General features: G+C 72.3%; 12 protein-coding genes. 9 read left to right on the top strand and 3 right to left on the bottom strand.

The window, feature by feature from the left end; all coding sequences use genetic code 11:
- Positions 1–6: 6 nt before the first annotated feature.
- Genes A4E84_RS33725 through fdhD form a run of 3 tightly spaced genes read left to right on the top strand, consistent with a single transcriptional unit; the run spans position 7 to position 3,543 of the window.
- Positions 7–1,830, top strand: coding sequence for an NAD(P)H-dependent oxidoreductase subunit E (locus tag A4E84_RS33725; RefSeq protein WP_062930164.1), 1,824 nt, complete (start codon positions 7–9; stop codon positions 1,828–1,830).
- Positions 1,827–2,687, top strand: a complete 861-nt coding sequence (locus tag A4E84_RS33720; protein WP_062930163.1) for a 2Fe-2S iron-sulfur cluster-binding protein — start codon at positions 1,827–1,829, stop codon at positions 2,685–2,687. Before A4E84_RS33725 ends, A4E84_RS33720 begins: the two co-directional genes overlap by 4 nt.
- A gap of 7 nt (positions 2,688–2,694) precedes the next feature.
- Positions 2,695–3,543, top strand: coding sequence for a formate dehydrogenase accessory sulfurtransferase FdhD (gene fdhD / locus A4E84_RS33715; RefSeq protein WP_062930162.1), 849 nt, complete (start codon positions 2,695–2,697; stop codon positions 3,541–3,543).
- A 96-nt stretch (positions 3,544–3,639) separates the two neighbouring features.
- Here fdhD and A4E84_RS33710 read toward each other — a convergent pair whose 3' ends face one another.
- A complete protein-coding gene (locus A4E84_RS33710) occupies positions 3,640–4,077 on the bottom strand; it encodes a MarR family winged helix-turn-helix transcriptional regulator (protein WP_062930161.1) in 438 nt (145 codons plus the stop codon).
- Between the two features lie 103 nt (positions 4,078–4,180).
- Between A4E84_RS33710 and A4E84_RS33705 the strand changes: the two genes are divergently transcribed.
- The 3 genes from A4E84_RS33705 (at position 4,181) to A4E84_RS33695 (ending at position 8,356) form a co-directional block, all read left to right on the top strand.
- Positions 4,181–5,098: a quinone oxidoreductase family protein gene (locus A4E84_RS33705; protein WP_062930160.1), complete on the top strand. Its 918-nt coding sequence runs from the start codon at positions 4,181–4,183 to the stop codon at positions 5,096–5,098.
- 139 nt (positions 5,099–5,237) lie between these two features.
- The gene (locus A4E84_RS33700) at positions 5,238–7,109 is read left to right on the top strand and encodes a sialidase family protein (RefSeq protein WP_062930159.1); all 1,872 of its coding nucleotides are present in this window, start codon (positions 5,238–5,240) and stop codon (positions 7,107–7,109) included.
- Between the two features lie 11 nt (positions 7,110–7,120).
- A complete protein-coding gene (locus A4E84_RS33695; RefSeq protein WP_062930158.1) occupies positions 7,121–8,356 on the top strand; it encodes a DUF4185 domain-containing protein in 1,236 nt (411 codons plus the stop codon).
- Here A4E84_RS33695 and A4E84_RS33690 read toward each other — a convergent pair.
- Positions 8,292–9,305 carry a bile acid:sodium symporter family protein gene (locus tag A4E84_RS33690; RefSeq protein ID WP_062930157.1) on the bottom strand — a complete coding sequence of 338 codons (1,014 nt, stop codon included), beginning with the start codon at positions 9,303–9,305 and terminating at the stop codon, positions 8,292–8,294. The two genes, A4E84_RS33695 and A4E84_RS33690, sit on opposite strands and share 65 nt — an antisense overlap.
- A gap of 160 nt (positions 9,306–9,465) precedes the next feature.
- On the opposite strand from A4E84_RS33690, the gene A4E84_RS33685 reads away from it, so the two are divergent.
- The 3 genes from A4E84_RS33685 to A4E84_RS33675 all read left to right on the top strand — a co-directional run bounded on the left by A4E84_RS33685 (position 9,466) and on the right by A4E84_RS33675 (position 13,420).
- The gene (locus tag A4E84_RS33685) at positions 9,466–10,344 is read left to right on the top strand and encodes a LysR substrate-binding domain-containing protein (protein WP_062930156.1); all 879 of its coding nucleotides are present in this window, start codon (positions 9,466–9,468) and stop codon (positions 10,342–10,344) included.
- Positions 10,345–10,644: 300 nt separating this feature from the next.
- Positions 10,645–12,471, top strand: a complete 1,827-nt coding sequence (locus A4E84_RS33680; RefSeq protein WP_062930155.1) for an AMP-dependent synthetase/ligase — start codon at positions 10,645–10,647, stop codon at positions 12,469–12,471.
- 157 nt (positions 12,472–12,628) lie between these two features.
- Complete coding sequence (locus tag A4E84_RS33675; protein WP_062931714.1) at positions 12,629–13,420, top strand: aldo/keto reductase; 792 nt, start codon at positions 12,629–12,631, stop codon at positions 13,418–13,420.
- Between the two features lie 71 nt (positions 13,421–13,491).
- Here the strand turns inward: A4E84_RS33675 and A4E84_RS33670 are convergent, their stop codons facing one another.
- Positions 13,492–14,193: an SDR family oxidoreductase gene (locus A4E84_RS33670; protein WP_062930154.1), complete on the bottom strand. Its 702-nt coding sequence runs from the start codon at positions 14,191–14,193 to the stop codon at positions 13,492–13,494.
- Positions 14,194–14,266 lie beyond the last annotated feature (73 nt).

Raw genomic sequence — 14,266 nt, 5'->3', positions numbered from 1 at the left:
CGCACTGTGGACCTGCACTTCGGTGACAGCAAACCGACGGACGAGGAACGGGCGGCCGTCGACGCCCTGCTCGGGCCTCCCGAGTCCTCCTGGGAGGGCGCCGACCGCTCGGACGCCGACCTGCGGTGGGCCCGTGGCGGACGTGAGGCCCGGGACCGGCGCGACCTGCTGTTGCCGGGGCTGCACGCCGTCAACGACCGGATCGGCTGGATCAGCGAGGGCGCCCTCGACTACCTGTGCCGGCGGCTGACGGTGCCGCCGGCGGAGGCCTACGGGGTCGCCACCTTCTACGCCATGTTCTCGGTCAAGCCGCGTCCGGCGACCGTGCTGCACGTGTGCACGGACCTGGCGTGCGCGGCGGCCGGGGCGCCGGAGCTGTGTGCCGGGATCGAGACACGGCTGGGCCTGGGCAGCGGGGTCAGTGTCGAGCGCAGCCCGTGCCTGGGCCTGTGCGAACGGGCCCCGGCCGCGCTCGCGATCAAGGCCGGGGACCCCGTCCGTACGGCGGTCTCCGCGCCGGCGACCGTCGAGGAGGCCGTGCTCGCCGCCGGCTCGCCCGGCTCCGCGCCGGAGGAACCGCCCGCCGCGCTGGCGGTACCGCAGGCGGGGCAGGACGGTCTGATGCTGCTGCACCGGGTCGGCGTGGTCGACCCGTCGTCCCTCGACGACTACCGCGCCCACGGCGGCTACACCGCCCTGCGCCGGGCCTTCGAGCTGGGTCCGGCCGGGGTCATCCGCGAGGTCACCGACTCGGGCCTGGTCGGACGTGGCGGCGCCGCCTTCCCCACCGGCCGCAAGTGGCAGGCCACGGCGTCCCAGCCCGACCGTCCGCACTACCTCGTCTGCAACGCCGACGAGTCGGAGCCGGGCACCTTCAAGGACCGGGTGCTCATGGAGGGCGACCCGTACGCGCTGATCGAGGCCATGACGATCGCCGGGTACGCGACCGGCGCCCACCGGGGCTACCTGTATCTGCGCGGCGAGTACCCGCGCGCCCTGCACCTGCTGGAGCACGCGATCGGGCAGGCCCGTGCGCGCGGACTGCTCGGCGACGACGTGCTCGGGCAGGGCTACGCCTTCGACATCGAGATCCGGCGCGGCGCGGGCGCCTACATCTGCGGTGAGGAGACGGCCCTGTTCAACTCCATCGAGGGCTACCGGGGCGAGCCGCGCTCCAAGCCGCCGTTCCCGGTGGAGAAGGGCCTGTTCGGCAAGCCGACGGTCGAGAACAACGTGGAGACGCTGGTCAACGTGCTGCCGATCCTGACCATGGGCGCCCCGGCGTACGCGGCGATCGGCACCGGCCGCTCCACCGGGCCGAAGCTGTTCTGCGTGTCCGGGAGCGTAATGCGGCCCGGTGTCTACGAGGTGCCGTTCGGCGCGACGCTCGGGGACGTGCTCACCCTGGCCGGGGTGCGCGAGGGGCTGCGGGCGGTGCTGCTCGGCGGGGCGGCCGGCGGTTTCGTACGCGCCGACGAGCTGGACGTCCCGCTCACCTTCGAGGGCACGCGCGAAGCCGGCACGACCCTCGGCTCGGGGGTGGTGATGGCCTTCGACGACAGCGTGCCCCTGCCCCGGCTGCTGCTGCGCATCGCGGAGTTCTTCCGGGACGAGTCGTGCGGGCAGTGCGTACCGTGCCGGGTCGGGACGGTACGGCAGGAGGAGGCGCTGCACCGGATCGTGGAGCGCACGGGCGCCGACGCCGCCGGTGACATCGCGCTGCTGCGGGAGGTCGGCCGCGCGATGCGGGACGCCTCGATCTGCGGTCTCGGACAGACCGCGTGGAACGCCGTGGAATCCGCCATCGACCGTCTGGGGGCGTACGAATGACCGTCACACCGCTGGGGATCCCGCGCCGCATGCTGGAGTTCACCCTCGACGGCGAGGAGGCCCGGGTCCCCGAGGGCTCGACCATCCTGGACGCCTGCCGGGCGGCCGGGAAGGACGTCCCGACCCTGTGCGAGGGCGACACCCTGCGCCCCAAGAACGCCTGCCGGGTCTGTGTCGTCGAGGTCGAGGGGGCCAGGACGCTCGTCCCGGCCTGCTCGCGCAAGGCGGAGCCGGGCATGGAGGTCCGCACGGACACCGAGCGCGCCCGGCACAGCCGCAAGGTCGTCCTGGAGCTGCTCGCGTCCTCGGTCGACCTGTCGACCACCCCGAAGGTCGCCGGGTGGCTCAAGGAGTACGAGGCGAAGCCGGACCGCTTCGGTCCGGACGCGGCCCGGCTGAACGAGGAGCCGAAGGTCGACAACGACCTGTATGTGCGCGACTACGACAAGTGCATCCTCTGCTACAAGTGCGTCGACGCCTGCGGCGACCAGTGGCAGAACTCCTTCGCGATCTCGGTCGCGGGGCGCGGCTTCGACGCCCGGATCGCCGTGGAGCACGACGCACCGCTCACCGACTCGGCGTGCGTGTACTGCGGCAACTGCATCGAGGTGTGCCCGACGGGCGCGCTGTCGTTCAAGTCCGAGTTCGACATGCGGGCGGCGGGTACGTGGGACGAGTCCGCCCAGACGGAGACGACCACGGTGTGCGCGTACTGCGGAGTGGGCTGCAACCTGACGCTGCACGTGCAGGACAATGAGATCGTGAAGGTCACCTCGCCGCACGACAACCCGGTGACCCACGGCAACCTCTGCATCAAGGGCCGCTTCGGCTACCAGCACGTACAGAACCGGGACTGATCAGGACATGGGACGAGTCACGGAACGACGCAAGGTTCTCCGCATCCGCGACGGGGCGGTCTCCAGCCGCCCGGACACGCTCGTCGCCGAGGAGCCCCTGGAGATCCGGCTCAACGGCAAGCCGCTGGCGATCACCATGCGCACCCCGGGCGACGACTTCGCCCTGGCGGCGGGTTTCCTGGTGAGCGAGGGGGTGCTGGGCGCGCGGTCGGACCTGCGGAACATCGTCTACTGCGCGGGCGCCACGGCCGACGGGGTGAACACGTACAACGTGGTCGACGTGCAGACGGCCCCGGACGTGGTCGTCCCCGACATCACGCTGGAACGCAACGTCTACACGACGTCGTCCTGCGGGCTGTGCGGCAAGGCGTCGCTGGACGCGGTGCGCACCACGGCCCGCTGGCCCATCGCCGACACTCCCCCGGTCCGGGTCACTCCCGAACTGCTCGCGAGCCTGCCCGACCGGCTGCGCGCGGCCCAGCGGGTCTTCGACCGGACCGGGGGCCTGCACGCGGCGGCCCTCTTCTCGGAGGAGGGCGAGCTGCTGGACGTCCGGGAGGACGTGGGCCGGCACAACGCGGTCGACAAGCTGGTCGGCCGTGCCCTGCAGAACGGGGAGCTACCGCTGTCCCGGGCGATCCTGCTCGTCTCGGGCCGGGCCTCGTTCGAGCTGGCGCAGAAGGCCGTGATGGCCGGCATACCGGTCCTGGCGGCCGTGTCGGCGCCGTCCTCGCTGGCGGTGGACCTGGCGGCCGAGACGGGCCTGACGCTGGTGGGCTTCCTGCGGGGCAGCTCCATGAACGTGTACGCGGGTGAGGACCGGATCGCTCTGCGGGCCGCGGCCGCCCAGGGCTGAACAGGTTCCCCCGCGACACGGCGGCGGGGCCCCGACCGGCGGGGAGCGCCCCCTGCGCCGCAGGGGCCCCGTCTCGGCCTGCCCGGGGCGTCCCGCCTAGTCCGCCGCGGCGGATATCCGGAGCAGCATGGCCGTGAACTGCTCCCGCTCGGCCGCCGACAGCGGTGCGAGCAGTTCGTCGTTGGCGGCGCGGGCCGCCTTCTCGCATCGCTTCAGCAGCCGGGCCCCCCGCTCCGTGAGGGACACCGCGTTCTTGCGGCGGTCCTTCGGGTCCGGCTCACGTACCACCAGCCCCGCCGCCTGGAGGTCGTTGAGGACGCCGACCAGGTCCTTCGGGTCCAGCCGGACCCCGCGGCCGAGGTCGGCCTGTGCGACGGGGCCGAGGTCGCGGACGGCGGACAGCACCACGTGGTGCCACATCCTCATGTCCTCCTCGGCCAGCGCAGCGGCCACCAGGGCCCGGCCTCGGGCGGCGGCGCGGCCGAGGAGCCAGCTGGGCAGGGAGCGGATCGCGGGCAGGGGTGCTTCCGACATGGCCGCAGCCTAACCACAAAATCGTTGGTTCTTCCTATGATCCTCCTATACCGTTGGGCTTCCCCATGAATCCGTTGGGACCGCCAACGACCCCGGAGGTGCGATGCGCCGCGTCCGCTACGAATCCCGAGGCGGCCCCCTGTTCGTGGAAGAGGCCCCGCTCCCCGCGCCGGGGCCGGGGGAGCTGCTCGTGCGCACGGAGGCGATCGGCGTCACGCTCCCGGTCGTCCGCAAGGTCGGCGAGGCGGCCGAGCCCGGCCCACTCGGCGGTGAGATCGCCGGGGAGGTCACGGCCGTCGGCGAGGGCGTCACCCGCTTCGGCACCGGCGACCGGGTGACGGGCCTGTGCTTCGGCCACGGCTACGCCGACTTCGCGGTGCTGCACGAGACCATGACCTCACCGATTCCGGCACAGGCGAGCGCCGTCGACGCGGTCGCCCTGGTCCGCGGCGGCCTGGTGGCCCTCGGCACCCTGGAGGCGGCCCGCCCCCAGCCGGGCGAGGCGGCCCTGGTCACCGCGGCCGCCAGCGGGGTCGGCCACCTGGCCGTGCAGCTGGCCAGGACGCGCGGCGCCGGACGGGTGGTGGGAGCCGTCTCCGACCCGGCCAAGGCCGGCTTCGTCCGGGGCCTCGGCGCCGACCACGTCATCACGTACGGCGACAACGGCTGGGGCACACCGGTCGACTACGTCCTGGACGCGGTCGGCGGTGAGCTGCTCACCCCGGCCCTGCACGCGCTCGTCCCCGAGGGGCGGCTGGTGGCGTACAGCTCGGGCGGCGGCACCATCCAGGCGTACGACCTGCTCGTGGACGCCAAGTCGGTGATCGGGTTCCAGATGGCCCGTATCGCCCGCGGGAAGCCGGAGTTGTACGAGCAGTGGCGCGAGGAACTGTGGCGACTGTTCGAGGCGGGAGAGCTGAGGCCGGTCGTGCACGGGCAGTTCGCCCTGGAGGACGCGGCGAAGGCGCACGGGGAGATCGAGGGCCGGTCCAACCTGGGCAAGGTCGTCCTGATCCCCTGACGCACGCTGCTTGTGGGGGGTCTGTAACCCAAGTACCGTCTGTGACCCACACATTGGACATGGGATGTCCGGATGACCGGATGTCTGTTCCCATGTCCGGGTGGTCCAGCCGACCGACGCATGAAGGGCAGGTCGCACCATGCCGTCACGTCTTCGCGCACGTCTGAGATCCACCCTGACAGCCGCCGTCGCCGCCGGGGCGCTGCTCGCGCCCACCGCTCCGGCACACGGCCAACCCACGTCCGCATCCGACGGGTTCGACCAGCAGGTGCTCTTCAAGGCGTCCCAGGACCCGGGCTACGCCTGCTTCCGGATCCCGGCGGTCGTGCGCACCACCAGCGGCACGCTGCTCGCCTTCGCCGAGGGCCGCGTCCTCAACTGCGGTGACGCCGCCGACATCGACATCGTCGTCAAGCGCTCCACCGACGGCGGCCGCACCTGGGGGCCGCTCCAGGTCGTCACCGAGGGCGCGGGCGACACGCACGGCAACCCGGCCCCGGTCGTGGACCGCGGAACCGGCCGGATCCTGCTGGCCGAGACGTTCAACACCGGCCGCACGGACGCCGGCAACTGCTCCGTCCCCTGCGACCGCACCCCCCATCTGCAGTACAGCGACGACGACGGCCGGACCTGGTCGCAGCCGCGCGATCTGAGCGACGAGATCCTGCCCGGGCACTGGAACTCCTGGTACGCGACCGGGCCCGTGCACGGCATCCAGCTGACCCGCGGCAAGCACGCCGGGCGGCTGGTGTTCGGCGTCAACACCGAGACGTGGAACGGCAGCCACGTCTCCGCCAACCACGCCGCGCTCGTCGTCAGCGACGACGGCGGCGACTCCTGGCGGGTCGGCGCCACGGACACCTGGCCCATAGCGCAGGACGGCACGTTCCGGCAGAAGCCGTCCGAGGTGACGCTCACCGAGCGCTCCGACGGCGCCCTGCTCGTCAGCGGCCGGGAGCAGGACGGCACCGACCTGGGCCACCGCTCCCAGACCCTCAGCCTCGACGGCGGCGACAGCTTCGCCACCCCCTTCCGCGACCTTCCGGACCTGTACACCCCGCAGGTCCAGGGCGCGACCCTGCGTCTCGGTGGCCGGATGCTGCTGTCCGCCCCGGCCGACCCCGACCGCCGCCGGACGATGATGGTCCGCTCCTCCTACGACGGCGGACGGACCTGGGAGAGCGTGGACCGGGGCACGGTCGTCACCACGGACTGGTCCGGCTACTCCGACATGGCGGCCGTGGGCGGCGGGACGGTGGGCCTGCTGTACGAGGGCGGCGCGGTCGACGCCCGCGACGAGATCCGCTTCGCCCGCTTCACCGAGGACTGGCTGAAACCCCGCAGAGGCGCCGACCCGACCACGCGCGACGCGGCGGCGGGCGCCAGACCCGCGGCCGTGCTCGGCGGTGCCGCGCGGACGGCCGGTGTCCGCGGCGGTGCGCTGTCGTTCGACGGCACCGATGACGCCGTCCGGCTGCCCTTCCGGTCCCGGCTCCCACTCGGGGAAGGGGACTTCACGGCCTCGCTGCACTTCCGCTACACGGCCACGACCGGCGAGCAGCCCTTCCTGTGGATGGGCGGCATCGGCACCACCCAGCCGCAGATCTGGCTGCGGGGCGAACCGGCGAGCAACCGGGTCCGCGGGCTGATCACCACCCGGTCCGGCGCGACGACCGTCAGGTCCGCCTCGGTGTCGACCGACGGAGCCCACAACGACGGCCGCTGGCACCATCTGGCCCTGCGCCGCGGCGGAGGGCAGTTGACGCTCTTCCTCGACGGCGAGGCGCTCGGCACGGCGGACGTGGCGGGCTCGGTCAGCCGCAACTCCCCGTTCGGCGTGCACATCGGCCAGCGCATGGACAGCCGGGCGTTCCTGACCGGGGCGATCGACGACGTCCGGGTCTGGGACCGGGCGCTGAGCGACGAGGAGCTGGCCGCCGGCGCCTCGGGCGCGGCCTCGCGGGGCACGGTGCTGTGGCTGCCCATGGACCAGGTGAGCGGCAGCAACTAACGTCACACAGCGTGCCCGACGACTCAGGAGCATTACGAGCACGACAGCGCACGGGAACCGGGATCGGCCTGCTGCTGGTCCTGGTTCTCGGCGCCGCACTGCTCATCGCCCTGCCCGGCGACGACGGTCCGGACGACGACGCCTGCCGGGCGCTGACGGTCGGCTCCTGGAAGGCGGACGACGGCCTCACCGCCGAGTTCGCCCGCTACGGCGACGACGCGGGCCGCACGGACGACTGGACCGGCGGCGACGGCACCCACTCGGTGCGGCTGCCGGACGGCCGGGTGCTGTGGCTGTTCTCGGACACCTATCTGGGCCGGGTCCACGGTCCGCCCAACCCGCACGGCGAGTCCTACGCCTGGCGGGACGCCGGCACGCCGCTGGTGCGCAACTCGGCGGTGCTGATGCGCGACGGCCGCCTCGAAGCCACCCTGCCCGCCCCGTTGTTCGCCGACCCGGCACCGGACCAGTGGCGCTGGCCGGTCGCCGCCCGCGTCGAACCCCGCTCCCCCGGTTCCTCGGAGCAGGTCGTCCGGGTGCTGTTGTGGGTGCGCACGGCGGGACAGTCCCCCTGGATCTACGGCGTGCCCACCGCGACCGAGGTCGCCACCCTGTCGCTGCCCGGGCTGCGCCTGGAGTCGATCACCGAGGTGCTCGACCAGCGGCCGGTCGCCGACCCGTCCCGGCGTGTGCTGTTCGGCACCACGCTGGTCGAGGAGGACGGCTGGACGTATGTGTTCGGCGGCGACGACGGCCGGCCCGCCGCCCGCCCCGTCTCGCACGCGTACGCCGCCCGTGTCCCCAAGGGCGCGCTCGCGGACCCGGCGGCGTGGCAGTACTGGAGCGGCTCGGCGTGGGTGCCCCGCGCCCGGCCCCGGCCGGTGCTCGGGGACGGGCAGCGCAAGGGCGTGGGCAGCGCCTTCACGGTCGTCCGGGACGGCGGCACGTACGTGCTGTTCACGATGGCCGCCGGCGCGAAGGGGCTGACCACCGTGGCGTCCTACTGGGCCTGCTCCCCCGCCGGGCCGTGGCACGGTCCGGCGGGAGAGTTCAGCCCGCCGCTGCCGCAGGGGCAGGTGGCCGCCTACAACCCGCAGGCGCATCCGGTGCTGAGCGGTGAGGGACGGCTCGTCCTGAGCTACGACGTCAACTGGCTGGAGATGACGGGCGCCGCCGCCCAGCTCAGCCGGAACGTGTCCCTGTACCGACCGAGGTTCGTGTCGCTGCGGCTGGCTGCGGCGCGCTGACCTCCCCCGCCGCTTCCCGGGCGCGGCGCTTGGCGATCACCGCGCACACGATCAGCTGCATCTGGTGGAAGAGCATCAGCGGCAGCACGGCGAGCGCCGCCTGCGCGCCGAACAGGACGCTCGCCATGGGCAGCCCGGCGGCCAGGGACTTCTTCGAGCCGGCGAACTGGATCGCGATCCGGTCCGCCCGGCCGAAGCGCAGCGCCTTGCCGCCGTACCAGGTGAGCAGCAGCATCACGGCGAGGATGACCGCCTCGACGACGACCAGCCCGCCGAGCCGGGCGGGGCTGACCTGGTGCCAGATGCCCTGGACCACGCCCACGCTGAACGCGGTGTAGACGACGAGCAGGATCGAGCTGCGGTCCACCAGCGCGAGGACTTGCTTGTGGCGGGTGACGAAGCCGCCGATCCAGCGCCGCAGCAGCTGCCCGGCGAGGAAGGGGACCAGCAGCTGCAGCACGATCTTCAGCAGCGAGTCGGCGGAGAACCCTCCCCCGCTGCCTCCGAGCAGCGATGCGGCGAGCAGCGGTGTGGCGACGATGCCGACCAGGGACGAGAAGGACCCCGCGCAGATCGCGGCGGGCACGTTGCCGCGGGCCATCGAGGTGAAGGCGATCGACGACTGGACGGTCGACGGGACCAGCGTGAGGAAGAGCAGGCCCTGGTAGAGCGGGTGCGTCAGGATCACCGGCACCAGCCCGCGGGCCGCGAGCCCGAGCAGCGGGAAGACGAGGAAGGTGCAGGCCAGGACGGTGGCATGGAGGCGCCAGTGCCGCAGTCCGTCGAGCGCCTCGCGCGTGGAGAGCCTCGCGCCGTAGAGGAAGAAGAGGAGGGCGACCGCGGCCGTGGAGGCACCGGAGGCGACATCGGCGGCCGACCCGCGCGCCGGGAACAGTGCGGCGAGGCCCACCGTCCCGAGGAGGAGCAGGATGTAGGGGTCGATCGGCATCCAACTCGGCCAGTGCAGGCGTTTCACGGTGCTCCACTTGCTTGGTACTTCGGTCGGTCCGGGGCCGCAGCGGCCCCCTTCCATCCTGCTCCCCGGCCCGGCGATCGGGAATCCCGTATACGGCACTCACTGTCATCACGTTCCGCGATAACCTGGCGCCATGTACGACCCGTCCCAGCTGCGCACGTTCCTTTCGGTGGCGCAGACGCTGAGCTTCACGCAGGCCGCGCGGCGGCTCGGGCTGCGGCAGTCGACGGTCAGCCAGCACGTGCGGCGGCTGGAGGACGCCGCCGGGCGGACGCTGTTCACCCGGGACACGCACTCGGTGGAGCTGACGGAGGACGGCGAGGCCATGCTCGGCTTCGCGCGCCGGATCCTGGAGGTGCACGAGCAGGCGGCGGCGTTCTTCGCGGGCACCCGGCTGCGCGGCCGGCTGCGCTTCGGCGCCTCGGAGGACTTCGTGCTGACCCGGCTGCCGGAGATCCTGGAGGGCTTCCGGCACGAGCACCCGGAGGTCGACCTGGAGCTGACGGTCGAGCTGTCGGGCACGCTGCACGAGCAGCTGGCCGCCGGGAAGCTGGACCTCGTCCTGGCCAAGCGGCGGCCCGAGGACCCGCGGGGCGAGCTGGTCCGGCACGACCGGCTGGTGTGGATCGGCGCGGAACGCCTCCGGCTCGACCCGGACCGCCCGGTGCCGCTCATCGTCTACCCGCCGCCGGGCATCACCCGCGCGCTCGCCCTGGAGGCCCTGGAGCGGCAGGGCCGGCAGTGGCGGGTGGTGTGCACCAGCGGCAGCCTCAACGGCCTCGTCGCGGCGGCCCGCGCCGGCCTCGGCGTGATGGCGCACTCCCGCGGGCTCATCCCGCCGGCGCTGGTCCGGGTCCCGGACCGGGCGGGGCTGCCGGAACTGGGCCAGGTCGACTTCGTGCTCGTCCGCGGCCGCCGCCGGCCCTCCGCCCAGGGCGCGGCGGACGCTCTGACGGCGGCGATCCTGGCGGGCGGGGACCGGCTGCACCGCAGCGGGCGCAAGGGGCTGTGACGAACCGGAGTGACACAATCCGCCGCTGTCCCGCTGACAGAAGAGGGCCCGCCTCACTGCCCGTCGCGCCGCGGCCGGACTCGTACAGATTCGGTGGAGATTACGGCACCGAAACTTACTCGACCGTCAGGATTGTGTCCGACCCTTCCCCATGTGAGCGCTTTTTCCCTCGCTGACCAGCGCGGCCCGGAGCGATGCCCGTCTTCGCACCCCCTCCCGCCCCCTGTCCGGGTGGGGTAGCTTTCCTGGCGCTGTGCGGGACGTCACTCGACAGGAGCGCTGAGGAGCGGGGAGCGGGGTTTGCGCGAGTTCACCATCCCGCCGTTGGCGTTGGCGCCTCCGGTGGGCGGTCTGGCCGACGTGGTCTTCGAGCATGCCCAGGAAGACCCGCTGCACATCGCGCTGGGCCGCAAGGACGAGTCCGGCCAGTGGCGGGACGTCACCAGCGCCGAGTTCCGCGACGAGGTGCTCGCGCTGGCCAAGGGGCTGCTGGCGAGCGGCATCCGGTTCGGCGACCGGGTCGCGATCATGTCCCGTACGCGCTACGAGTGGACCCTGTTCGACTACGCGCTGTGGACGATCGGCGCCCAGGTCGTGCCGGTCTACCCCACGTCCTCGGCCGAGCAGTGCTTCTGGATGCTGTACGACGCCGAAGTGACGGCCGCGGTCGTGGAGCACGAGGACCACGCGATGACGATCGCCACCGTCATCGACCGGCTGCCCCAGCTGCGCCGGCTGTGGCAGCTCGACTCCGGCGCCGTGCACGAGCTGTACGACGCGGGCGCGCACCTCGACGACGAGGTCGTGCACCGCCACCGGCAGGCCGTCACCCCCGAGTCGGTCGCCACGATCATCTACACCTCGGGCACCACCGGCCGCCCGAAGGGCTGCCTCCTCACGCACGGCAACTTCATGTTCGAGGCGGACACCGTCATCGAACGCTGGGAGTCGCTGTTCCACTCCCGGCGCGGCGACGAGGCGGCGACGCTGCTGTTCCTGCCGCTCGCCCATGTCTTCGGCCGGATGGTCCAGGTCGCCGGAATCCGCGGCAAGGTGAAGTTCGGCCATCAGCCGCAGCTGAACGCGGCGGCCCTGCTGCCCGACCTGGCCGCGTTCAAGCCGACGTTCTTCCTGGCCGTGCCGTACATCTTCGAGAAGGTGTTCAACGCGGCCCGCCGCAAGGCCGAGAAGGAGGGCCGCTCCGGCCCCTTCGAGAAGGCCGTCGAGGTCGCCATCAAGTACGCCGACGCGATGGAGGCCAAGGCCTGGGGCACCGGCCCCGGCCCGTCGGCGGGCCTGCGCATGCAGCACCAGCTCTTCGACAAGCTGGTCTACTCCAAGATCCGCGCCGCGATGGGCGGCCGCATCAAGCACGCCATGTCGGGCGGCTCGGCGATGGACCGCCGCCTGGGCCTGTTCTTCGCCGGGGCGGGCGTGCACATCTACGAGGGCTACGGCCTGACGGAGTCCACGGCCGCCGCGACCGCCAATCCGCCCGGGCGCACCCGCTTCGGCACGGTCGGGCAGCCCATCCCGGGCATGACCGTCCACATCGCGGACGACGGCGAGATCTGGCTGCACGGCGAGAACGTCTTCCAGGGGTACCTCAACAACCAGAAGGCCACCGACGCCACCCTGCACGACGGCTGGCTCGCCACCGGTGACCTCGGTGCGCTGGACGAGGACGGCTTCCTCACCATCACCGGCCGCAAGAAGGAGATCCTGGTCACCTCCGGCGGCAAGAGCGTTTCGCCCGGGGTGCTGGAGGAACGCGTCCGGGACCATCCGCTGGTCAACCAGTGCATCGTCGTCGGCAACGACCGCCCGTACATCGCCGCCCTGGTCACCCTCGACCAGGAGGCCGTGGAGCACTGGCTGGCCATGCGGGCCAAGCCGCAGATGTCCCCGGCGGAGCTGGTGCGCGACGCGGATCTGGAGACGGAGGTGCGCCGCGCGGTGGTCGCCGCCAACACCCTCGTCTCGCAGGCCGAGTCGATCCGCACCTTCCGCATACTGGCCCAGCCGTTCACGGAGGAGCACGGGTTGCTGACCCCGTCCCTCAAGCTGAAGCGGAAGGCGATCGAGAAGGCGTACGAGAACGAGGTCGAAGCGCTCTACCGGGCGTGACATGCGCCTCGCGGGGCAGGTGTGGCTTCGGAATTCTCCCGTCAGGAATGCATCACCGCCCGTGATCGTTGACGATGGGAGCACACCTGACCACTTACCGAAGGATCGAGAGCTCGTGAGCAAGGTCCCCCCGATCATCCTGAACAACGGCGTCGAGATGCCCCAGCTGGGCTTCGGCGTCTGGCAGGTGCCGGACGACGAGGCCGAGACGGCCGTCGCGACGGCGCTGGAGGCCGGGTACCGCAGCATCGACACAGCGGCGATCTACGGCAATGAGGAGGGCACCGGCAAGGCCATCGCCGGCTCCGGCGTCCCCCGCGAGGAGCTCTTCGTCACCACGAAGCTCTGGAACGCCGACCAGGGGTACGACTCCACGCTGCGCGCCTTCGACACGTCGCTGGAGAAGCTCGGCCTGGACTACGTCGACCTGTACCTGATCCACTGGCCGACGCCGGAGCGGGGTCTGTACGTCGACACCTACAAGGCGTTCGAGAAGCTGCACGCCGACGGCCGGATCCGGGCCATCGGCGTCTCCAACTTCCTCCCCGAGCACCTTCAGAAGCTGATCGGTGAGACGTCGGTCGTCCCGGCGGTGAACCAGATCGAGCTGCACCCGCACCTGCAGCAGGGCGCCTCCCGCGAGTACCACGCGGAGCAGGGCATCGCCACGGAGGCCTGGTCGCCGCTGGGCCAGGGCAAGGGCCTGCTGGAGGTCCCGGCGATCGTGGCCATCGCCCGCAAGCACGACCGCACCCCGGCCCAGGTCGTGCTGCGCTGGCACATCCAGCTGGGCAACGTGGTGATCCCGAAGTCCGTGACCCCGTCGCGGATCAAGGAGAACATCGACGTGTTCGACTTCAGCCTCGACGACGAGGACCTCGCGGCGATCAGCGCGCTGAACGAGGACCGCCGCATCGGCCCGGACCCGGCGGAGTTCAACGGCGCCTGAGCCGCACCGGCAGTGCCCCGGCCCGAAGCCCCTTGCGGGGCCGGGACCGGGGCGCCGTCGTTTCCGCCTTCTCAGACCGGTTGCCCCACCGGCCGTACGACCACCGTGTTGACGTCGACCCCGTCCGGCTGCCGCATCGCCCAGACGATCGAGTCGGCGATCTGGCCGGCGGTGAGGAGGTGGCCGGGCGGGAGGCTGCCGTAGGAGTCCCAGAAGGGGGTCTCCGTCCGGCCGGGCGCGACCAGGGTGACGCCCACGCCCCACTCGGTGACCTGCCGCCGGGTGTTCTCGGCGAGTCCGGTCACCGCCCACTTCGTCGCCCCGTAGATGTTGCCCGGCCCGTACACGAACCCGGCGACGCTGCCGACCAGGACGATCCGGCCGCGCGTCTCCTTCAGCGCGTCGATGGACGCCCTGATCAGCAGGGCCGGGCCGAGGACGTTGGTCAGCACCATGTCGGTCCAGCCGGCCGGGTCGCCCTCCGCGACCGTGTCGTGGGTGGCGAAACCGGCGTTGGCGACGACGGTGTCGAGCCGGCCGAAGGTCTTCACGGTGGTGTCGACCGCCGCCCGGACGTCCTCGTACACGGCGGTGTCACCGGCGAGCGTCAGCAGCCCGTCGGGCCGCCCCAGCTCCTCGGCGAACGAGCGCAGCCGCTCCTCCCCCCGCCCGGTGACGGCCACCCGGTGCCCGGCGTCCAGCAGTTGCCGTGCGACAGCGGCGCCGATCCCGCTGCCTCCGCCGGTGATGAGCGCGACCCGAGAGTCGGACATGGATTCCCCCTGTGGTGTGGGCCGGTGTGCGATGCCGGGGAGTCCATCACTTGGAGCACTCTCGAAGTCAAGT

The sequence above is a fragment of the Streptomyces qaidamensis genome, from assembly GCF_001611795.1.
Classification (GTDB): Bacteria; Actinomycetota; Actinomycetes; order Streptomycetales; family Streptomycetaceae; genus Streptomyces; species Streptomyces qaidamensis.
This window is presented reverse-complemented; position numbering and strand designations above follow the sequence as displayed.